The organism is Pseudomonas synxantha (genome assembly GCF_900105675.1).
GTDB classification, from domain to species: domain Bacteria; phylum Pseudomonadota; class Gammaproteobacteria; order Pseudomonadales; family Pseudomonadaceae; genus Aquipseudomonas; species Aquipseudomonas synxantha.
The window spans coordinates 1,346,677-1,368,005 of sequence record NZ_LT629786.1; the positions used below are offsets into that span (position 1 = coordinate 1,346,677).

18 protein-coding genes are annotated in these 21,329 nt (G+C 61.0%); 6 read left to right on the forward strand and 12 right to left on the reverse strand.

Annotated elements, in window-relative coordinates; genetic code table 11:
- Nucleotides 1–29: 29 nt before the first annotated feature.
- The 3 genes from BLU48_RS06455 to BLU48_RS06465 all read left to right on the forward strand — a co-directional run bounded on the left by BLU48_RS06455 (nt 30) and on the right by BLU48_RS06465 (nt 4,461).
- On the forward strand, nt 30–1,508 hold the full coding sequence (locus BLU48_RS06455) for a DASS family sodium-coupled anion symporter (protein WP_057025205.1): 1,479 nt from the start codon (nt 30–32) through the stop codon (nt 1,506–1,508).
- 158 nt (nt 1,509–1,666) lie between these two features.
- Entirely contained in the window at nt 1,667–3,313 is a 1,647-nt protein-coding gene (locus BLU48_RS06460; RefSeq protein WP_057025206.1) for an MFS transporter, read from the forward strand.
- Nucleotides 3,310–4,461, forward strand: a complete 1,152-nt coding sequence (locus BLU48_RS06465; RefSeq protein WP_043048736.1) for an HlyD family secretion protein — start codon at nt 3,310–3,312, stop codon at nt 4,459–4,461. Before BLU48_RS06460 ends, BLU48_RS06465 begins: the two co-directional genes overlap by 4 nt.
- Nucleotides 4,462–4,601: 140 nt before the next feature.
- Here the strand turns inward: BLU48_RS06465 and BLU48_RS06470 are convergent, their stop codons facing one another.
- From BLU48_RS06470 to copC, 8 genes are all read right to left on the reverse strand, one after another.
- Nucleotides 4,602–5,882, reverse strand: coding sequence for a TRAP transporter large permease (locus tag BLU48_RS06470; protein ID WP_043048735.1), 1,281 nt, complete (start codon nt 5,880–5,882; stop codon nt 4,602–4,604).
- A 2-nt stretch (nt 5,883–5,884) separates the two neighbouring features.
- A complete protein-coding gene (locus BLU48_RS06475) occupies nt 5,885–6,412 on the reverse strand; it encodes a TRAP transporter small permease (RefSeq protein WP_043048734.1) in 528 nt (175 codons plus the stop codon).
- Nucleotides 6,413–6,477: 65 nt separating this feature from the next.
- A complete protein-coding gene (locus BLU48_RS06480) occupies nt 6,478–7,440 on the reverse strand; it encodes a TRAP transporter substrate-binding protein (RefSeq protein ID WP_057025207.1) in 963 nt (320 codons plus the stop codon).
- Nucleotides 7,441–7,491: 51 nt separating this feature from the next.
- Nucleotides 7,492–8,367 carry an SMP-30/gluconolactonase/LRE family protein gene (locus BLU48_RS06485; RefSeq protein WP_057025208.1) on the reverse strand — a complete coding sequence of 292 codons (876 nt, stop codon included), beginning with the start codon at nt 8,365–8,367 and terminating at the stop codon, nt 7,492–7,494.
- A 30-nt stretch (nt 8,368–8,397) separates the two neighbouring features.
- Nucleotides 8,398–9,216 (reverse strand): NAD-dependent epimerase/dehydratase family protein, encoded by an 819-nt coding sequence (locus BLU48_RS06490; RefSeq protein ID WP_057025209.1) that lies wholly within the window; start codon nt 9,214–9,216, stop codon nt 8,398–8,400.
- A gap of 137 nt (nt 9,217–9,353) precedes the next feature.
- Nucleotides 9,354–10,616 (reverse strand): OprD family porin, encoded by a 1,263-nt coding sequence (locus BLU48_RS06495; protein WP_057025210.1) that lies wholly within the window; start codon nt 10,614–10,616, stop codon nt 9,354–9,356.
- Between the two features lie 261 nt (nt 10,617–10,877).
- On the reverse strand, nt 10,878–11,735 hold the full coding sequence (gene copD / locus BLU48_RS06500; protein ID WP_057025211.1) for a copper homeostasis membrane protein CopD: 858 nt from the start codon (nt 11,733–11,735) through the stop codon (nt 10,878–10,880).
- A gap of 3 nt (nt 11,736–11,738) precedes the next feature.
- Complete coding sequence (gene copC / locus BLU48_RS06505) at nt 11,739–12,104, reverse strand: copper homeostasis periplasmic binding protein CopC (RefSeq protein ID WP_057025212.1); 366 nt, start codon at nt 12,102–12,104, stop codon at nt 11,739–11,741.
- A 115-nt stretch (nt 12,105–12,219) separates the two neighbouring features.
- On the opposite strand from copC, the gene BLU48_RS06510 reads away from it, so the two are divergent.
- Entirely contained in the window at nt 12,220–12,840 is a 621-nt protein-coding gene (locus BLU48_RS06510) for a TetR/AcrR family transcriptional regulator (RefSeq protein ID WP_043048725.1), read from the forward strand.
- A 113-nt stretch (nt 12,841–12,953) separates the two neighbouring features.
- Here the strand turns inward: BLU48_RS06510 and preA are convergent, their stop codons facing one another.
- The 3 genes from preA to hydA all read right to left on the reverse strand — a co-directional run bounded on the left by preA (nt 12,954) and on the right by hydA (nt 17,197).
- The gene (gene preA / locus BLU48_RS06515) at nt 12,954–14,228 is read right to left on the reverse strand and encodes an NAD-dependent dihydropyrimidine dehydrogenase subunit PreA (RefSeq protein WP_057025213.1); all 1,275 of its coding nucleotides are present in this window, start codon (nt 14,226–14,228) and stop codon (nt 12,954–12,956) included.
- The gene (locus BLU48_RS06520; protein ID WP_057025214.1) at nt 14,228–15,595 is read right to left on the reverse strand and encodes an NAD(P)-dependent oxidoreductase; all 1,368 of its coding nucleotides are present in this window, start codon (nt 15,593–15,595) and stop codon (nt 14,228–14,230) included. Before BLU48_RS06520 ends, preA begins: the two co-directional genes overlap by 1 nt.
- Before the next feature lie 162 nt (nt 15,596–15,757).
- Nucleotides 15,758–17,197, reverse strand: coding sequence for a dihydropyrimidinase (gene hydA / locus BLU48_RS06525; protein WP_057025215.1), 1,440 nt, complete (start codon nt 17,195–17,197; stop codon nt 15,758–15,760).
- Nucleotides 17,198–17,790: 593 nt separating this feature from the next.
- On the opposite strand from hydA, the gene BLU48_RS06530 reads away from it, so the two are divergent.
- Together BLU48_RS06530 and BLU48_RS06535 are read left to right on the forward strand one after the other, a co-directional pair.
- The gene (locus tag BLU48_RS06530) at nt 17,791–19,281 is read left to right on the forward strand and encodes an NCS1 family nucleobase:cation symporter-1 (RefSeq protein WP_057025216.1); all 1,491 of its coding nucleotides are present in this window, start codon (nt 17,791–17,793) and stop codon (nt 19,279–19,281) included.
- A 164-nt stretch (nt 19,282–19,445) separates the two neighbouring features.
- Nucleotides 19,446–20,729, forward strand: a complete 1,284-nt coding sequence (locus tag BLU48_RS06535) for a Zn-dependent hydrolase (RefSeq protein WP_057025217.1) — start codon at nt 19,446–19,448, stop codon at nt 20,727–20,729.
- 116 nt (nt 20,730–20,845) lie between these two features.
- On the opposite strand, the gene BLU48_RS06540 is transcribed toward BLU48_RS06535, so the two are convergent.
- Nucleotides 20,846–21,304 carry an REP-associated tyrosine transposase gene (locus tag BLU48_RS06540; protein ID WP_057025218.1) on the reverse strand — a complete coding sequence of 153 codons (459 nt, stop codon included), beginning with the start codon at nt 21,302–21,304 and terminating at the stop codon, nt 20,846–20,848.
- Between the last annotated feature and the right edge of the window lie 25 nt (nt 21,305–21,329).

A 21,329-nucleotide genomic window follows, 5' to 3' on the forward strand; every position in this document is an offset into this window, starting at 1 on the left:
CTGATTAACAGGCCGACGGAGACCCCCCCATGAGCGCCCCGGCAATAACCATGGCATCCTTCAAATTACCCCTGGGCCTGGTGGTCGGCGTGCTGGTGATGGTCGGCGTCCTGCTGTTGCCGCTGCCCGCCGACCTGCCGGTGGCCGGGCATCGCATGCTGGCGATCCTCGCGTTTGCCGTGGTGGTGTGGATCACCGAGGCGGTGTCTTATGAAGCCAGCGCGATCATGATCACCTCGCTCATGGCGTTTCTGCTGGGCACTGCGCCGTCGCTGCAGGATCCCACGCACCTGATCGGCTCCAGCCCGGCCATCAGCATGGCGCTCACTGGCTTCTCCAATCCGGCGCTGGCGTTGGTGGCGGGAGCGTTGTTCATAGCTGCGGCCATGACCCACACGGGCCTGGACCGGCGCATCGCCCTGGTGACCCTGACCCGGGTCGGCACCAGCACGCGCGGTATTTTGCTGGGGGCGATTGCGGTGACTATCCTGCTCAGCCTCGTTGTACCCAGCGCCACGGCGCGCAGTGCCTGCGTGGTGCCGATCATGATGGGAGTGGTCGCCGCGTTTGGCGTCGACAAACGCTCGAACATCGCCGCTGGGCTGATGATCGTGGTGGCCCAGGGCACCAGCATCTGGAACGTCGGGATTCAGACCGCCGCTGCACAGAACCTGCTGACCGTGGGCTTTATGGACAAGATGCTCGGCCAGCGCGTGTCATGGATCGACTGGCTGATCGCCGGCGCGCCGTGGGCAGTGATCATGTCGGCGGTATTGCTGTTGCTGGTGATCAAGTTGCTGCCGCCGGAAACCGACAGCATTCCTGGCGGCAAGGAAGCGGTGGCCCAATCGTTGGTGGACATCGGCCCGATGACCGGACCGCAGAAGCGCCTGTTGGCGGTCTCGGTGTTGCTGCTGCTGGCCTGGGCCACCGAAGGCCGCCTGCACGCGTTTGACACTACTTCGACGACCTATGCAGGTCTGGTCTTTTTGCTGCTGCCGGGCATCGGTGTGATGACTTGGAAGGATGTGCAGTCGCGCATCCCCTGGGGCACTGTGATTGTGTTCGGCGTGGGGATCAGCTTGGGTACCGCACTGCTGACCACCCAGGCTGGGCAATGGCTGGGCTCGCAGGTGGTGACGCATACCGGGTTGGGCCTTGTCGGGCCGTTAGGGGTGTTTGCGATCCTGGCGGCGTTTTTGATCGTGATCCACCTGGGGTTCGCCAGTGCGACGGCGCTGACCTCGGCGTTGCTGCCGATATTGATCGCGGTGTTGCAGACCTTGCCGGCGGAGTTCAATCGGTTGGGGATGACGATGCTGCTGGGGTTTGTGATGAGCTACGGGTTTATCCTGCCGATCAATGCGCCGCAGAATATGGTGTGTTTGGGCACCGGAACGTTTACGGCGCGGCAGTTTGCCAAGGTGGGGATCCTGGTGACGTTGATTGGTTACGGGTTGATGTTAGTGTTTGCGGCCACTTATTGGAGTTGGCTCGGTTGGATCTGATTGGAATGCGCATGTCGTCGAGCACAGAAAGCAGCGTGTGACTGGCTGGATGGGGGCTTACCGATACGTCCGAGATGGCAAGATGACCGCCGCTCAGGTTTACTGTGCCTGAGTAATGGTTTTACCGACTTCACCCGTCGGGTCATCTAGGTCACCGAATGGACAAATACACCCCCCACAGCTGGCAGCCCCACGAGCGCCCGAGCCTGCCCGGTTCGCCGTCGACGCCGCTGCACCCTACCCACAAGCGCTGGCTGTACGCGATGGTCGGAGTGCTGGTGGCGATCACCGGTGGCCTGGGCAACGCCCTGGTCATCGCCAACCTGCAATACCTGCAAGGCGCCCTCGGCGCGACCACTGCGGAAATGGCCTGGCTGCCGGCCGCCTATGTAATGACCAACGTGTGCATGAACCTGCTGCTGGTGAAGTTTCGCCAGCAGTTCGGCCTGCGCGCGTTTACCGAGGTGTTCCTGGTGCTCTATGCGCTGGTGACCTTCGGGCATTTGTTTGTCAACGACCTCAACTCGGCTATCGCCGTGCGCGCCGCCCATGGCATGGTCGGTGCGGCACTGAGTTCACTGGGCCTGTACTACATGATCCAGGCGTTCCCGGCGAAGTGGCGTTTGAAAGCCCTGGTGCTCGGCTTGGGCACCGCGCAGCTTGCGTTACCGTTGGCGCGATTGTTCTCTGAAGACTTGCTGCAGATCGCCGAATGGCGCGGGTTGTACCTGTTCGAATTGGGCCTGGCCTTGATCTGCCTGGGCTGTGTGTTCCTGCTCAAGCTGCCGCCCGGCGACCGCTTCAAGACCTTTGAAAAACTCGATTTTCTCACCTTCGCCATCCTCGCCAGCGGCGTGGCCTTGCTCTGCGCGGTGCTGTCGTTGGGGCGTATCGACTGGTGGCTGGAAGCACCCTGGATCGGCGTGGCCTCGGCCTGTTCCCTGGTGCTGATCATGACGGGGCTGGCCATCGAGCATAACCGCAGCAACCCGATGCTGATGACGCGCTGGCTGGGCAGCGGCGCGATGATTCGCCTGGCCTTGGCGGTGGTGCTGATCCGTATGGTGCTGTCCGAGCAATCCACCGGTGCGGTGGGGTTCATGCAGATGCTCAACATGAGCTACCAGCAGATGCATACCCTGTATGTGGTGATGCTGGCCGGCGCGATCGCCGGGCTGGTGGTCAGCGCATTGACGATCAACCCGGCGCACCTGCTGATGCCCCTGGTGATTTCCCTGGCGCTGATGGCCACAGGCTCGGTGATGGACAGTTTCTCCAGCAACCTGACTCGCCCGCAAAACCTCTACATCAGCCAGTTCCTGCTAGGCTTTGGCGGCACGTTCTTCCTTGGGCCGACCATGGTACTGGGCACTAAAAACGTACTGACCAACCCACGCAACCTGGTGAGTTTCTCGGTGATGTTCGGGATCTGCCAGAACCTCGGCGGCCTGATCGGCGCGGCCTTGCTCGGCACCTTCCAGATCGTGCGCGAGAAATATCACTCGAGCATGATCGTCGAGCACCTGACCCTGATCGATCCACGTGTAGCGGCGCGGGTGCAGAGCGGCGGTTCGGCCTATGGCGGGATCGTCGCCGACCCGGAGTTGCGCAACCTCATGGGTATTCGCAGCCTGGCCACGGCGGCCACCCGTGAGGCGAACGTAATGGCCTACAACGATGTCTTCATGCTGATCGCGATTATCGCGATCCTGACCATGCTCTGGATCTTTACCCGCAGCTTGTGGCTGATGAGCACCACTAAGGCAGCAGCCCCTCCCGTTCAACCCAGCGGCGCTTCTTCATGACCGAACCGACTTCTACCACCACGACCACCAACGCCATCGCCGCGACCCCGGAAGGCACCACGCCCCCCGGCGCCACGGTGACCGAGCCGCGTTCCCTGCGGGTGCGTATCGTCTCGTCCCTGGGCTTTGCCGCGATTGCCATCATCGGTGTGTTGATCGTGCTGTATGCCTGGCAGTTGCCACCGTTCAGCAGCGCGGTGGAGACCACCGAGAATGCCCTTGTGCGCGGGCAGGTGACGATTATCGGCCCGCAGCTCAGCGGCTATGTATTCGAAGTGCCGGTGCAGGACTTCCAGTATGTGAAGGCCGGTGATCTGCTGGTGCGCCTGGACGACCGTATTTATAAGCAGCGCCTGGACCAGGCCCTGGCGCAACTGGCGGTGCAGAAGGCGTCGCTGGCCAATGTGGTGCAGCAACGCAACAGCGCCGAAGCAACTATCAAGCTGCGCCAGGCCGCGTTGGTCGATAGCCAGGCCCAGGCGCGCAAAAGCACCGCTGACTTGCGCCGCAACGAAGAACTGATCAGCGACGGCTCTGTGTCCAAGCGCGAGCTGGACGTGACCCGCGCCGCCAATGCCCAGACCATCGCCGCCGTGGCCCAGGCCCAGGCCAGCCTGGAAATTGCCCGCCAGGACCTGCAGACCGTCATCGTCAATCGCGGCTCCCTGGAGGCAGCAGTGGCGAGTGCCGAGGCGGCGGTGGAGCTGGCACGGATCGATTTGTCCAACACCCGCATCACCGCCCCCCGCGACGGCCAGCTCGGGCAGATCGGCGTGCGTCTGGGGGCCTACGTCAATTCCGGCGCGCAATTGATGGCCCTGGTGCCCAAGCAGCTGTGGGTGATCGCCAATATGAAAGAAACCCAGATGGACAATGTGCAGGTGGGCCAGCCGGTGACCTTCACCGTGGACGCGCTGAACCATCGCAAATTCCATGGCACGGTGCAGCACATCTCACCGGCAACCGGGTCCGAGTTCAGCCTGTTGCAGGCCGACAACGCCACCGGCAACTTCGTCAAGATCGCCCAGCGCGTGCCAGTGAGGATTACCGTGGATCCGGATCAGGCCGAGAGTGAGCGGTTGCGGCCGGGGTTGTCGGTGGTGGTGAGTATCGATACTGCCGGGCGCCTCAAAAACTCACCGCCCTGACACTGACACAGTGCAGAGCAAAATGTGGGAGGGGGCTTGCTCCCGATAGCAGTGGATCAGTCATATCTGTAGTGACTGTCACACCGCAATCGGGAGCAAGCCCCCTCCCACATTTGCTCACCTCTGTTCTGACGTTCGGGTTACAGCACCAAGTGCGGCAACCACAACGACAACGCCGGGATGTAGGTGACGGCGATCAACACCAGAAACAGCACCGCATAGAACGGCAGCAGGGCGGTCACGGTTTTCTCGATGCTGACCTTGCCCACCGCCGCGCCGACGAACAATACCGCGCCCACTGGAGGCGTGATCAAGCCAATGCCGAGGTTGACCAGCATGATCATGCCGAAGTGCACCGGGTCAACGCCGATGCCGAGGATCACCGGCATCAGGATCGGCGTGAGGATCAGGATCAGCGGCGCCATGTCCATTACCGTGCCGAGCAACAGCAGCATGACGTTGATGCACATCAGGATCACGTAGCGGTTGTCCGACAGGGTCAGGAACAATGTGGTGATCTTCGCTGGGATCTGCATCAGGGTCATGATGTAGCCGAAGCTGGCGGCGAAGGCGATGAGGATCATCACGATGGAAATGGTGCGCACCGTGCGGTGCATCAGCTTGGGCAGCTCGCTCCACTTGTAGTCGCGGTAGATGAACATGGTGACGAAGAACGCCCACAGCACCGCGATGGCCGCGGACTCGGTGGCGGTGAAGATGCCTGACAAGATGCCGCCAAGGATAATCACCATGGCCATCAGGCCCCAGAGCGCATCAGCGCAGATTTTCAGCGCCTGCTTGAGCGGGATGACTTCGCCCTTGGGGTAGTTGCGCTTTTTTGCGAAGATCAGGCACAGCACCATCAGGCACGCGCTCATTAAAAGGCCCGGCACCACGCCGGCCATGAACAATGAGGCGATCGACACCGTGCCGCCGGCAGCCAGGGAGTAGAGCACCGAGTTGTGACTGGGCGGCGTCAGCAGCGCCTGTACCGAGCCACTCACGGTCACCGCCGTGGCGAACTCCCGCGGGTAGCCACGGCGTTCCATTTCCGGGATCAGCACCGAACCGACCGAGGCGGTATCGGCCACCGACGAGCCGGAAATCGCGCCGAAAAACGTCGAGGCCATGATGTTGACCAGGGACAGGCCGCCACGCACAAAGCCCACCAGCACCCCGGCAAACGCCACCAGGCGCCGCGACATGCCGCCCTCGGCCATGATTGCGCCGGCCAACACGAAGAACGGAATCGCCATCAGCGAAAACTTGTTCACCCCGCCCGCCACCTGGATCATCAAGGCCTGGAAGGGAATGTCGATCCACCACGCGCCGATCAGCGCCGACAGCCCGAGGGCGTAGGCCACCGGCATGCCAATCAGGATCAGGGCGATAAAGCTGCCCAACAGAATCAATGCGTCCATAGTCAGGCAGCCCCTTCGCTTTCTTCCACCAGGTCGAAGCGCACAACGCGCCGGTTGCTCTGGTCCCCGAGCAGGAGTTTTTCCACCACAAAGATCAGGGTCAGCAGGCCGCCAATGGGGATCGGCATGTAGGTGATGCCCACGCGCAGGGTGGGGATCGCGCTCATGAACTGGTTCCAGGTCGACAGGCACAGCTTGGTGCCCCAGAGGGTCATGAACAGGCAGATGGTGCCCATCAACAGTTGCGAGAAGATGCCGACGATGCGGCGTTGGGCGGGGGGCAGGCGGTCGGTGACCATCGCCACCGACATATGTGCGCCGGCGCGGTAACTGGCGGCGGCGCCGATAAAGGTGAACACCAGCATCAGCAGGATCGCAGTGGGCTCCGGCCAGCTGGAGCCGGTGCCGAGGATGTAGCGAGCGAAGATGCCCCAGGGAATGATCAGCGCCACCCCCAGTACCGAGAGGCCGGCAACCCAGATGCAGGTCATGTAGATACGGTCGTTGATGCGCAGCAGTAGATTCTTCATGGCGTTCACCGTGACCGGGCGCGTCGATGCCGACCGCGCCGGGCCTTATGCAGGGAGCAGGGAGGTTATTGAACGGCGTCGATGCGCTTGATCATGTCTGCATAAGGTGCGCCGTACTTGGCGCGCACCTGGGCGGTGGCATCATAGAAGGGTTTTTTGTCGACGCTGATAAACTCCACGCCGGCCTTCTTGAGTTTCTCTTCGCTGCTGGCGGACTTGGCGTCCCACAGCACGCGCTCGTCGGCCTGGGCGGCCTTGGCGGCTTGCTTGACCATGTCCTGCTGCGCTGGCGTGAGCTTGTTCCAGGTGATTTTCGACATCACGATAGGCTCGGGCAGAATCAGGTGCTCGGTAAGGGTGTAGTACTTGGCGTTCTGGTAGTGGTTATGTTCCAGCAAGGTCGGCGGGTTGTTTTCCGCACCGTCGATGACCCCGGTCTGCAAGGCGCTGAAGATTTCGCCGGTGTCCATTGCGATGCCGTTGGCGCCCATGGCGTTGAAGGCGTCGATAAACAGCGGGTTGCCTTGCACACGGATCTTCATGCCCTTGAGGTCTTCGATCTTACGCACCGGCTTCTTGGTGTAGAGGTTGCGCGTGCCGCCATCCATCCAGGCCAGGGCCACCAGGCCGAACTCGGAGTCGGTGATCTTGGCGAGGATTTCGTCGCCGATCTCGCCATCGATGACCTTGCGCATATGCGCCTGGTCACGGAACACGAACGGCAGGTTGAACACGTTCACATCCGGCACCACCGGGCCGACGATGCCGAGGCTGACGCGGGTCATCTGGACTGCGCCGACCTGGGCCTGTTCGACCACCTCTTTCTCGGAGCCGAGCACACCGCCGGGAAAGTACTTGAAGGTCAGTTCGCCGTTGCTCGCTTTGGTAAGGGCCTTGCCCATGTTTTCTTCGGCGACCACGGTGGGGTAGCCGGCGGGGTGGATGTCGGCAAACTTGATTTCCAACGCGTGGGCGGTGCTGCTGAGGGTGATGAGTGCGACGGCGAGCAAGGTGCGTTTGAAGTCCATGGGGTGTCACTCCTGTCTTGTTATTGTTGTATTCAAGGCACAGCAGTACAGCTAGAGGATGAAGTACGGTTCGGCCAGTCCCTTGACGCCCGGGTTGAGCGCGAATACGCCGCCGGACACCGACTGTTCGCTCGCATCGTCACGAATCGAGGTGACGTACAGGGTGTCCAGGCGGCTGCCGCCAAAGGCGCACATGGTGGGTTTTTTCACCGGTACGCTGAGGGAACGATCCAGGCGGCCCTCGGGGGTGAAACGGTGGATCAGCCCGGCGTCATTGGCGCAGATCCAATAGCAGCCCTCGGCGTCCACGGCAGCGCCGTCGGGGCGGCCGGGGAAGTGGTTCATATCGATAAACACGCGGCGATTGGACGGCGTGCCGGTGTTGGTGTCGTAGTCGAAGGCCCACACCTGCTGCACCTGCGGATGCGAATCCGAGGCGTACATCGTGCGGCCATCGGGGCTGAAGGCCAGGCCGTTGAGGGTGATGAAGCCATCCAGTTGCGCGTGGGGCGCGGCCCCGGACGCATAGCGGTAAAGAATGCCCTTGGCCGCGTTCAAGCCCATGTCCAGCACCATGCTCCCCGCCCAGAAACGGCCCTGGCGATCACAGCGACCATCGTTCAGGCGCATGTCCGGACGCGGGTGTTCGACACCGGCCAAGAGCGTAGTGTCGAGGCTACCGTCATTATGGGTGGTCAGTTCAAAGAAGCCGGTTTCCATGCCTGCCACCCAGTTGCCCACTTGAGTACGTGCGATGCAGGCGAGCATCTGTGGTGCCTTCCACGCGCTGAGGTAACCGGTGGCGGCGTCCCAGCGTTGCAGGCTGCCGTTGGGGATATCCACCCAATACAAGGCGTTTTCTTCGGGCACCCACACCGGGCATTCGCCCACGGCGTTGCGGGCGTCGACAATCAATTCAGCGCTCATGGCCACTCATTCCCTTGGGTTGCTGTGCACTCAGTCACCGAACGGCCCTGCCGCGCAAAAAGCCCCGCCCTGGTAGACCGCGGCCGGGTCATCGGCGGCGACCGGTGGCTGGGCTTCGACCTGGGCGCGGAACATTTCGGAGCTGTCCTTGGGAGCAAAGCCCAGGTGCGCGGCGTAGCGGTTGTTCCACCAGGTGTCGAGGTTCGCCGACATGCCGTACACCACGGTGTGGCCGACGTTGGGCGTATACAGCGCGCGCTCGAGCAACTGGGTCAGGTCATCGAAGCTCAACCAGGTGTGCATCATCCGGCGGTTCTGCGGTTGCGGGAACGAGGAGCCGATGCGGATGCTCACGGTCTCGATGCCGTAGCGGTCGAAGTAGAAACTGGCCATGTCCTCGCCGTAGGACTTGGACAGGCCGTAGTAGCTGTCCGGACGGCGAGGGGAGTGGGCGTCGAGTTGTTCGCCCTGCTTGTAGAAGCCGATCACATGGTTGGAGCTGGCGAAGATTACACGCTTGACCCCATGGCGGCGGGCGGCTTCGTAGATATGGAAAATACCGCTGATATTGGCGCCGAGGACTTCTTCGAAGGAACGCTCCACCGATACGCCGCCAAAGTGCAGGATGGCGTCGACGCCTTCCACCAAGTGGTGCACGGCTTGTTTATCGGCTAGGTCGCAGGGCTGTACTTCTTCGTGAGCGCCGGCAGCGGCGGCCATGTCGGCGATGTCCGACAGGCGCAGGACCTTGGCGTAAGGACGCATGCGTTCGCGCAGGACTTTGCCGAGGCCACCGGCAGCGCCAGTGAGCAGCAGGCGGTTGAAGGGAGCGGGCGTGGTGGTGGTCATGGGTATTCCAGTTTTGTTGTAGGTTGTCGTATGACTATCTTGAAATAGTGTTAGGGATTCCCTGTATTGTCAACGCCCTTCCAGACAAGTGAGATCAAATGTGGGAGGGGCGGTGGCTGACAGACCATCTGCGTCCTTTAGAGCAGTGAAATCGGATAGCTGACAAATATCCGGTTCTCATCAAACTCGTTATTGCTGAAATCCCGGCGCATGGTGGAGTTGCGCCACCGCACGTTGAGGTTCTTCAACGCACCACTTTGCACCGTGTAGGCCAGCTCCGATTCGCGTCCCCATTCCTTGCCATCGGTGATCGCCCCGGTGTGCACGTTACTGCCACTGATATAGCGGTTCATCAGGGTCAGCCCGGGGACGCCGAGCACCACGAAGTTGAAGTCATGGCGCAACTGCCAGGATTTTTCCTTGGCGTTGTCGTAGCTGGCGTTATAGCTGTCGTTGGCCAAGGTGCCGCCACTGGTGCCGTTGACGCGCATCCACACGCTGTCGCCGGTGAGCTTCTGCAGGCCGACGTAGAAGGTGTGGCCGTTGTATCTGGCTGAGAGCAGGGCGGACACGGTCTTGTTATCCAGGTCACCGGCCAGGGCGCTGCCGTCTTCCTTGCCGTTGAAGAAGCCGAGGTTGGCGCCCAGGGTCAAGTCGCCCACAGGTTGGCTGTGGGTGAGGTTGAGGTATTGCTGCTGGTAGATATCGGTGAGTTCGGCGTACCACAGGCCAACCTGGGTGCGTTTGTCATTGAAGGTGTATTCGCCGCCACCGAAGTTGAAACGGTCCGAGGTGAAGGCGGCTTTGCCGTTCATGAACATGTCTTCCATGCTCGCGTCGTTGCGCGGGCTGTTGCCGCGAAATTGGCCGCCGTAAAGGGTCAGGCCGGCAATCTCATTGGACGTGACCTGGCCGCCCCGGAAGGTCTGGGGCAGGGAACGGCCATCATCGGAACGCAGGATCGGCAGCACCGGCATCCATTCGCCCACCTTCAATTCGGTCTTCGACAGCTTGGTCTTCAGCGCCACGCCCAGGCGGCCGAAGTTATCGGCGGGGCGGCCATCGTCATGCACCGGCAGCAACTGGGTACCGGCGGTGCCCTTGCCGCCATCGAGTTTTTGCGAATACAGGCCCAGCACATCGATCCCGAAGCCCACGGTGCCTTGGGTAAAGCCCGACTTGGCGTCGAGAATGAAGTTCTGCGTCCACTCTTCGGCCTTGCCCTGGGGGTTGGTCGGGTTGGTGAAGTTGCGGTTGAAGTAGGCGTTGCGCAGGTTGAGCGTGGCCTTGGCGTCGTCGATAAAACCTTCGGCCTGGACGGCCAGGGGCAGGGTGACGGCCAGGCTACCGAGGCTGATAAGGCCCAGGCGCGCAGAGCAATTGCGGGCGAATTGACTCACAGTGAGGCTCCCTTTCTTTTGTTGTTTTTATTATTTGTTATACGTCGTCGTACAACATTGAGCGGGATATTTACGGGGTTTTTGGGGAGTGTCAAGCAGAAGTTATACGATGACTGGGTATGGCCTGATCTAAAGCGGGCAGGGTCAATGTGGGAGGGGGCTTGCTCCCGATAGCGGTGTATCAGTCACAGATGATATGACTGCTACACCGCTATCGGGAGCAAGCCCCCTCCCACATTTGACCGAGTCAGACTTGGTTTTTTATCCCGCCAGGACCATCGGCGGCAGGGTGCCAAGGAGTGAAACGGCGGCCACAGCGCAGACCCCCAGCAGCCACTCCACCATCACACTGGCCTTCAAGCTGCACAGCCGCTGCTCGCAGCGATCAAGGCGCAACCGGTTCAGCAGCGCCAGCGTCAACATGCCCAGTACCAGCATCACCTTGATCAACAGAATCAGGGCAAAACCACTGAACAACGGCGTGGGCCATAGTTGCCCGGTGAGTACGCGCACGTTGATCAAGCCGGTTACCAGCAAGCCGGCGACCAAGCCATAACCGACGCCGCTGAAGCGTCGCAGCACAGGCTCCAGCCGGTGGTCCTGCGGACGCTTGAGGATCAGCACCAACAACAGCAAACCACCCAGCCAGGCGCCTACACACACCAGGTGCACCACCTGATTAAGGATCAATAATTGCCCACTCAGCCCGTCGAGCATGGCGCCGTGGCCCACAGGTGCCAGGGTCACCAGCAGCAGGCTGATCAGCGGTAAGCGCAAGGCTGGCCAGGGCTTGATCAGCGCGATCACCAGCAGCAGGCTCAGCAGCAGATGCCAGGTCCACACTTGGCCGAAGAAGGTTTTGCCCAGCACCAGTTGGACGGTGGCCGGTTGCAGCGCTGCGTCCCAACTGCCCGCCATGCTGGCGGTGATCAGCAGCAACCACGCCAGGCCGGAACCGAGCCCCACCCAGGCCAGGCCACGGGTGATGCGCAGCAATTGCCGGTCCAGTGCCGGCTGCCTTTGAGTGCCGAGCAGCCAGGGCCTGAACACCCAGGCCCCGAACATTAACAGCACCACGACGAAATGCAGGAAGCGGCACAGCACCAGCAGCGTTGCCATGGGTTATTGGCCGACCTTGAAGCTGTATTCACCGTTGCTCTTGTGGGTGTCGACCGACACCGCGTTCCATACCACTTTGTAATTGCCTGCCGCGAGCGGTGCAGCGGGAGTCACCACCAGGACTTTTTTGTCGGCGTCCGGGGTTTCCAGGCCCTTGATGGCGATTTCGGTGCCGTCCTTGCTCAGGGATACTTTGGTAAAGGTGGCTTCGACGCCCTCGGTAAAGGTCAGGCGCAGGTCTTTCGGCGCGGCGACGCTGCTGTCGGCCGCTGGTTCTGCACTCTTGAGGTGGGCGTGGGCAAACGCTGCCGAAGCGCCCAGCAGGGATGCCAGCAAAGTGACGGTGGTCAGGGCTTTCTTGATCAACATTGTTCAATACCAATCAATGGGAAGGACAAGCAGTGTACGAAGTTTGCACCGCGCCTGTCGCCCCGATCTAGAGCCGATGGTAGTCTTTAGGCCGTGTTGTTGTCAGGGAGCCCTTATGGGCAATCACAAGAGTGGAATTCGTCGGGTCAACGTCGAGAAAATCTTGTTGGCCGCAGAAAAAGTCTTCGCCGAAAAAGGCTATGGCAGCACCGCCATGGCCGACATCGCCGAAGAGGTGCAACTGCCGCGCTCTAACCTGCATTACTACTTCACCACCAAGAGCGAGCTGTACAGCGCGGTGCTGTTCGACCTGCTCGAGCTGTGGAAGCAGGACGCTCTGAGCTTCGAGACCTTCGACGACCCGCGGGTGGTGCTCAGCAGTTATATCCGCGCCAAGATGCAGCGCTCGCGGACGCGACCCTATGGCTCCAAGGTCTGGGCCAATGAAATCATCCACGGCGCGCCGACCCTCGGCGAGGCGTTGGATGAAAGCCTGTACGACTGGGCCAAGATGAAGGAGGCGAAGATTCGCCAGTGGGTGGAAGACAAACGCATCCTGCCGGTGGAGCCTTCGAGCCTGCTGTATATGATCTGGGCCTCGACCCAGCACTATGCCGACTTTGATCATCAGGTGAAGATCCTGAACGACCACCAGCCGTTGTCGGACATGCAGTTCGAGAAGGCGATCCAGACCGTGACCAGTGTGATTTTGCGGGGGATTGGGTTGGAGCCTTGAGTCTTGTCCTGAGGCTGAGGGCCTCATCGGGGGCAAGCCCCCTCCCACATTTGATCAGATTCACATAGATCCACTGTGGGAGGGGGCTTGCCCCCGATAGCGGTCTAAAAGGCCTACACAGCCTCGCGATAAGGATTGCGTGGGTCGTGCGTCCAATTCAAAAACGGCTTGCCGGTGTCCATCGGCACCATCTCGATACAGTCCGCCACCGGGCAGGTGATCTGGCACAGGTTGCAGCCCACGCACTCATCATCAATCACTTCGTACTTATGCGTGCCATCTGCCTGCTTCAAACTGGCGATCGCCTGGTGCGAAGTATCCTCACAAGCAATGTGGCAACGCCCACAGCCGATACACGCCGCCTGGTCAATCTTGGCGATGACCTGGTAGTTGATATCCAGGTACTTCCAGTCTGTAGTGTTACCCACGGCCCGCCCCGAAAATGCCTGCAGACTGGTGTAACCCTGGCTGTCCATCCACCGCGACAGCCCGTCCTTCATCTCGTCCACAATCCTGAAGCCATGCAGCATCGCCGCTGTGCACACCTGCACCGCGCCGCAACCCAAAGCGACGAATTCCGCGGCATCGCGCCAGTTGCCGATACCGCCGATACCGCAGATCGGCAGGCTCTGGGTCTGTGGATCACGGGCAATTTCAGCCACCATGTTCAAGGCAATCGGCTTCACTGCCGAGCCGCAGTAACCGCCATGGGTACTCTGGGTACCGACCATCGGCAGGGCGACCATGCGTTCCAGATCCACGCTGGTAATGGAGTTGATGGTGTTGATCAGCGACACCGCATCCGCACCGCCGCGATACGCCGCCCGCGCCGCCACGCGGATGTCGGTGATGTTCGGCGTGAGCTTGACGATCACTGGCAACGAACAGTAGGTCTTGCACCAGCGCGTTACTTGCTCCACATACTCCGGCACCTGGCCGACGGCGGCGCCCATGCCGCGTTCGGGCATGCCGTGGGGGCAGCCGAAGTTCAGTTCAATGCCGTCGCAGCCGGTGGCCTCCACCAGGGGCAGGATGTTTTTCCAGGATTCTTCAACGCATGGCACCATCAGCGACACGATCAGCGCACGGTCGGGCCAGTCCTTTTTGACCTGGGTGATTTCCCGTAGGTTGATCTCCAGGGAACGGTCGGTGATCAGTTCGATATTGTTGATGCCCAGCACTTCGCGATTGGCGCCGTAATGCGCCGAGTAACGCGACGACACGTTGACCGCCGCGGGGTCTTCCCCAAGGGTTTTCCACACCACGCCGCCCCAGCCGGCTTCGAAGGCGCGGACCACGTTATAGGCTTTGTCGGTGGGAGGCGCGGAGGCCAGCCAGAATGGATTGGGGGCCTTGATACCGGCGAATACAATCGAGAGATCGGCCATTACGCAGCCTCCACATTCAGCATGAGTTGGGCGTGCATGGCCTCGGCGGCCAGCTTGCCATGTTGCACGGCCTGGACGGTGAGGTCCTGGCCGAGGCTGACGCAATCACCGCCGGCATACACGCCAGGGATGCTGGTTCGCAGCTGTTCGTCGACGAAGATGCGCTCGCCCACGCGGTGCAGTTGCTGGGCCAATGGGTCGTGCAGCGCGTCGCCGTCAAACCCTTGGCCGATGGCCTTGAAGATCGCGTCGGCGGCCAGCTCGAAGGTTTCGCCAGTGGGCTGCAGGCGCCCGTTGTCCAAGCGGGTGCGGGCGAAACGCATGCCGCGTACGCGTCCCTGATCATCGAGCAACACTTCTTCGGGTTGGGCCCAGGTCAACAACCGCACCTGATTGGCTTTGGCGATGTCCTGTTCGTGGTGGGTCGCGCCCATGTCTGCCAGGCCGCGGCGGTACACAAGGTTCACATCCCGGGCACCGAGGCGGGCCATTTGCACGGCCATGTCGATGGCGGTATTGCCGGCGCCGAGTACGATGCAGCGGTCGGCCAGGGGCAATTGGCTGAGGTCATCGGCCTGGCGCAGTTCGCGGATGTAGTCGGTGGCGGCGAGTAGGCCCGGGGCCTCTTCGTGGGGTAAGCCGAGCTGTTTGCTGGCGGCCAGGCCGAGGCCGAGGAACACCGAATCGAACTGCTGGTGCAGTTCGCTCAAGCTCAGGTTGTCGCCCAGGCGCTGGCCGTGGCGGATTTCGATGCCGCCGATCTGCAGGAGGAAATCCAGTTCCTTCTGGGCAAAATCATCCACCAGTTTGTACTTGGCGATCCCGTATTCGTTCAGGCCACCGGCTTTTTCCCGAGCTTCGAAGATCACCACGTCATGGCCGTGCAATGCGGCACGATGGGCACAGGCCAGGCCCGCTGGCCCGGCGCCGACTACGGCGATGCGTTTGCCGGTGGGTGCGGCGCGCTGGAACGGGTGTGCGCTGAAGTGCGCGTTGTCGATGGCGTAGCGCTGCAGCAGGCCGATCAGCACCGGGGCGCATTCTTCGGCGTTGTTACGCACGCAGGCTTGCTGGCAGAGGATCTCCGTCGGGCAGACCCGGGCGCAACTGCCGCCGAGGATGTTGGCCGAAAGGATTTTCTGCGCGGCACCCTGGACGTTGTCGGTGTGGATATTGCGGATGAACGACGGAATGTCGATCTCGCTGGGGCACGCATTCACACAAGGCGCGTCGTAGCAGTACAGGCAGCGCGAGGCTTCCAGTTGGGCCTGGCGGGCGTTGAGGGGCGGTGCCAGGTCGGTGAATTGGCTGGCGAGGGTGGCCCCGTCTTCGCGGGGGTGAGGGAGGTGGGTCAGGGTCTGGATCACGGTTGTGGCCTCACGGTTTTTTTTGGATTGCCTCTATGTGGGCATTTTTGTTGGCTGTACTGGCCTCATCGGGGGCAAGCCCCCTCCCACACTGGATCTATGTGAACCCGATCAAATGTGGGAGGGGCGGTGCGACGATTCGACTTGCCCCCGATGGCGGTTTCAGCGCTTCACAGCAACCGGCCTGGAATGCTCCGCCCGCTTGCTCAACTGCTCAAACACCGACGGATACGCCGGCCGCTCCACATAGCGCCCGGCGCCACGTTCGGCGCGCAGGTCGCCATCGGCCCAGACCAGCTTGCCCTGGCTGATGGTATGGCTCGGCACGCCGCGTACGGTCTTGCCTTCGAAGATGTTGAAGTCGACCTGCTGATGGTGGGTCTTGGCGGAAATCGTCCGCGTGCCTTGCGGATCCCACAGCACCAGGTCGGCGTCGGCACCTACGCGCACCGCGCCTTTGCGCGGGTAGAGGTTGAAGATCTTCGCGGTGTTGGTGGAGGTCAGCGCAACGAACTCCTGCATCGACAGGCGCCCTGTGTTGACGCCTTCGTGCCACAGCAGCGCCATGCGGTCTTCGATGCCGGCGGTGCCGTTGGGAATCTTGCTGAAATCGTCACGCCCGGCGGCTTTTTGTTCGGCGCAGAAGCAGCAATGGTCGGTGGCGGTGGTGTGCAGGTTGCCCGACTGCAGGCCGTGCCATAGAGCCTCCTGGTGCCCGCGTGGGCGGAACGGCGGGCTCATCACATAGCCGGCGGCGGTCTGCCAGTCGGGGTGCTGGTAGACGCTGTCATCCAGCAACAAGTGGCCGGCGAGCACCTCGCCGTAGACCGCCTGGCCCTTGCCCCGGGCATAGGTGATTTCATCCAGCGCTTCCTTGGTCGACACATGCACCAGGTACAGCGGAGTACCGATGGTTTCGGCAATACGAATCGCCCGGCTGGCCGCTTCGCCTTCCACCTGGGATGGACGCGACAGCGGATGCGCTTCCGGCCCGGTGATGCCCTGGGCCATCAGCTTGCGTTGCAGGTGGTACACCAACTCGCCGTTTTCGGCATGCACGGTGGGCACCGCGCCCAGCTCCAGGCAGCGCTCGAAGCTGGCCACCAAGGTGTCGTCGGCAGCCATGATCGCGTTTTTGTAGGCCATGAAATGCTTGAAGCTGTTGATGCCGTGATGGCTGACCAACTCGGCCATTTCTTCGCGTACCTGTTCGCTCCACCAGGTGATTGCCACATGAAAGCCGTAGTCGGAGGCGGACTTCTCTGCCCAGCCGCGCCACTGGTGAAACGCTTCCATCAGCGATTGCTGCGGGTTGGGAATCACGAAGTCGATGATCGATGTGGTGCCACCGGCCAGACCCGCCGCCGTACCACTGAAAAAGTCTTCACTGGCCACGGTGCCCATGAAGGGTAGTTGCATATGGGTATGGGGGTCGATGCCGCCCGGCATCAGGTATTGGCCGCTGCCATCGAGTATTTCAATGCCGGCGGGTATATCCAGATCCGTGCCAATGGCGCGAATTAGACCGCCTGCGCATAAAACATCGGCGCGGTAACTTTCATCATGGGTAATAACGGTGGCGCCACGGATCAACAGCGACATGTCGAGTTCCTCACAGGCTTGACCGGCTTGTGCCAGTTCTAAGTGTTGTAATGCTGAACGCCGATGGTCGGTTAATTCCTGTCATCGGTGACAGGAATAGAAACTAGCCCGAGTTTTTGGATTGGGCAAGAAGATTTTTCCTCAGCTTTTTCTGACATTAAGCTGCTGATTTATATGGTAAAAATTATAAATTCACCAAAATGTAGCATTGCCTCACCGTTTTGACGCACTTGACAGGTTCTGCTTATAAGCAACATTTCTTATTGCAAATCAGGCGCTTGAGATATGCCTCTTGACGGCGTCGGAAAATAAAAATAATTGTGTTGCACCAGATTGAGTCCGGACGGTTCGGATAACTTTCCCGTTATGGAGCCTGCTTAACGTGGACAGTTATCAGGATGCAATCTGAAAGTTGAATAACATCAGCACCTTATATAAGCGGTGCGGGTTCAAGTTGGGTTGTCGGCACGGTAATTGAGTGCAGTGGCGGCTGGCAGGAGCCCGTGATGTCATGTTGTTTACGCGGTACTCCGGCCACCTGGACACAACGTGCAGGTGAGCAAAAATAATTTTAAAAACACCGTGGAGCGGCCATGCAACAGAACAGATCGCAAGTCATCGAGCGCAACGGCCTGTACGAACTCGACGCCGGCCCCGACGTCCTCGACAGCCCTCGCTACAACCACGACATGGCACCCACCAAGGTGCAAGAGCGCACTTGGAACAAGTGGCACATCACCGCGCTGTGGGTCGGCATGTCGATCTGCGTGCCCACCTACACTCTGGGCGGTGTGCTCACCGCATATTTCGGGCTGTCGGTGGGCGAGGCGCTGATGGCGATCCTGCTGGCCAATCTCGTGGTGCTGATCCCGCTGACCCTCAACGCGTTTCCAGGCACCAAGTACGGCATTCCGTTTCCAGTGCTGCTGCGTTCGTCCTTTGGCATCCTTGGTTCCAACGTGCCGTGTCTGATCCGTGCGCTGGTGGCCTGTGGGTGGTTTGGTATCCAGACCATGTTCGGCGGGCTGGCGATCCACCTGTTCCTGGGTTCGATTTTCGACGGCTGGAAGGCCCTCGGTGGCACCGGCGAGGTAATCGGTTTCATGATCTTCTGGTGCCTGAACCTGTGGGTGGTGCTGCGTGGCGCAGAGTCGATCAAGCGCCTGGAAACCTTGTCGGCGCCGCTGCTGGTGGCCGTGGGGGTTGGCCTGCTGGTGTGGGCGATGCCGAATGTATCCCTCAGCGAGCTGATGGCGATCCCACCCAAGCGCCCCGAAGGCGCGAGCCTCACCGGCTATTTCATGGCGGGGCTGACGGCGATGGTGGGGTTCTGGGCTACCTTGTCGCTGAACATTCCCGACTTCAGCCGCTACGCCAAGAGCCAGAAAGACCAGATCCTCGGGCAGATTTTCGGCTTGCCGCTGACCATGTTCCTGTTCGCCGCCCTCGGCGTGATCATGACCGCCGCCTCGGTAAAACTGGTGGGGGTCAGTGTCTCCGACCCGGTGACCCTGATAGGCCATATCCAGAGCTCGGTATGGGTGGCCGTGGCGATGGCGCTGATCATTGTCGCCACCTTGTCCACCAACACGGCGGCGAACATTGTCTCGCCCACCAACGACTTCCAGAACATTGCGCCCAAGCTGATCAACCGCACCACGGCGGTGATCCTGACCGGCCTGGTCGGGCTGGCACTGATGGCCCATGAGCTGCTGAAAAAACTCGGCTTGATCGTTTCCGATGTGAGTCTGGAGACCGTGTATTCCAACTGGCTGCTGGGCTATTCGAGCCTGCTGGGGCCGATTGCCGGGATCATGGTGGTGGACTATTTCATTACCCGCAGACAGCAGCTGGACCTGGCGGGGCTGTACCGCGATGACGTGTACCCGGCCTGGAACTGGAGCGGTTTTATCGCCTTTGGCGTGCCGGTGGTGCTGACGCTGCTGTCCCTGGGCAGCGATGCGTTCAGCTGGTTCTACAGCTATGGCTGGTTTACCGGTTCGGCGTTGGGTGGAGTGTTGTATTACGGCTTGAATGCCAAGCGTGCGACCAACCCAGTGGCTGCCAAATCACCGTTGCAGTGAATGTGAAATGCAAACCAAATGTGGGAGGGGGCTTGCTCCCGATAGCAGTCATTCAGCCAATGCATGTGTGACTGGCCCACCGCAATCGGGAGCAAGCCCCCTCCCACATTTGGACCGCGTTCCACCTGTTGCAATCATAAGAAATACAGACTGAGGAGATCCCCATGAACGCTGCTATCGACGTTCTGCAATCGACCCATCAGCACATCAACCGCGACCGTCTGTGGCAGTCGCTGATGGACCTGGCCAAACTCGGCGCCACCCCCAAGGGCGGGGTGTGTCGCCTGGCCCTTACCGACCTCGACCGCAAGGCCCGCGACCTCTTCGTACAGTGGTGCGAAGCGGCCGGTTGCACAGTGACCGTCGACGGCATCGGCAATATCTTCGCCCGCCGCCCGGGCCGTAATCCCGACCTGCCCCCGGTGATGACCGGCAGCCACATCGACACCCAGCCCACCGGCGGCAAGTTCGACGGATGCTTTGGTGTGTTGGCCGGTGTGGAAGTGTTACGCACGCTCAACGATTTAAAGATCCAAACCGAGGCGCCGCTGGAAGTGGTGGTGTGGACCAACGAAGAAGGTTCGCGTTTCCCGCCGTGCATGATGGGCTCCGGGGTGTTCGCCGAGAAGTTCAGCCTGGCCGATACCTTGGCCAAGGTCGATGTAGATGGCGTCAGTGTCGGCGAGGCATTGAACGCGATTGGCTACGCGGGCACCCGTCCTGAGAGTGGGCATAAGGTCGGTGCCTATTTCGAGGCCCATATCGAACAGGGGCCGATCCTGGAGGATGAAAAGAAAACCATCGGCGTGGTGCTCGGCGCCCTGGGGCAAAAGTGGTTCGACCTGAAACTGCGTGGCGTGGAAGCCCATGCGGGGCCGACACCGATGCATCTGCGCAAGGATGCCCTGGTGGGCGCGGCGGCGGTGGTGGCAGCGGTGAATGCGGCCGCGCTGGGGCACCAGCCGCATGCATGCGGTACCGTGGGTTGCCTGCAGGCGTATCCGGGCTCGCGCAACGTGATTCCCGGTGAAGTGCGCATGACCCTCGACTTCCGTCACCTGGAACCTGCGCGGTTGGATTCGATGATTGCCCAGGTACGCCAGGTGATCGATGACACCTGTGCCAAACATGGGCTGACTTACGAGATGGAACCCACCGCCGATTTCCCGCCGCTGTACTTTGACAAAGGCTGTGTCGATGCCGTGCGCGATGCGGCCAACAGCCTGGGCCTGTCGAACATGGATATCGTCAGCGGGGCAGGGCACGACGCGATCTTCGTCGCCGAGCTGGGCCCGGCGGGGATGATCTTCGTGCCGTGTGAAGGTGGTATCAGCCATAACGAAATCGAGAACGCCACGCCGGATGATTTGGCGGCGGGGTGTGCGGTGTTGTTAAGGGCGATGGTGGCGGCATCAGCAGCCATTGCCAGTGGCAAGCTGGCGGCCTGAAACGCGGTAAAAATGTGGGAGGGGGCTTGCTCCCGATAGCGGTGTGTCAGGTACATGTGTATTAACTGAACCACCGCTATCGGGAGCAAGCCCCCTCCCACATTTGAATTGCGCCGCTACAACCAGATGGCATCCCACAGTGGGTAGTCGCCAATGCGCTCGACCAACCCCGCTCGCAATGGATTGGCCACCACATACCGTGCCATTTTCACCAAGTCATCTTCCTTGCGCAGGGCACGGTCATGGAAGCTCTCCTGCCACAACCGCCCCTTACGGCCGCTTGCACCATTCACGGTGCGCGTGCTTTTCGATTTCACCTGACATATCAAATCCGCCAGCGAGCCTTTTCGCAGCTCGATGATCCAATGAAAGTGGTCGGGCATGGTCACCCATGCCAGAGAGTTCGCCAGCCCTTGGTACTGGGCGACGCGAAATTGCCAGACCACCAGGCGACCGAGATAAAAGTCGCTGAAGATGGGTAGGCGTTCATAGGTGTTGGTGGTGATGAGGTAGATGCGATTCGGCTCGCTGAATCGACCGATGCGCAGGCGGTGTGAAGCCGGTAGATTTGCCATTCCCTGGCCCTCTCAGATAGGTCTA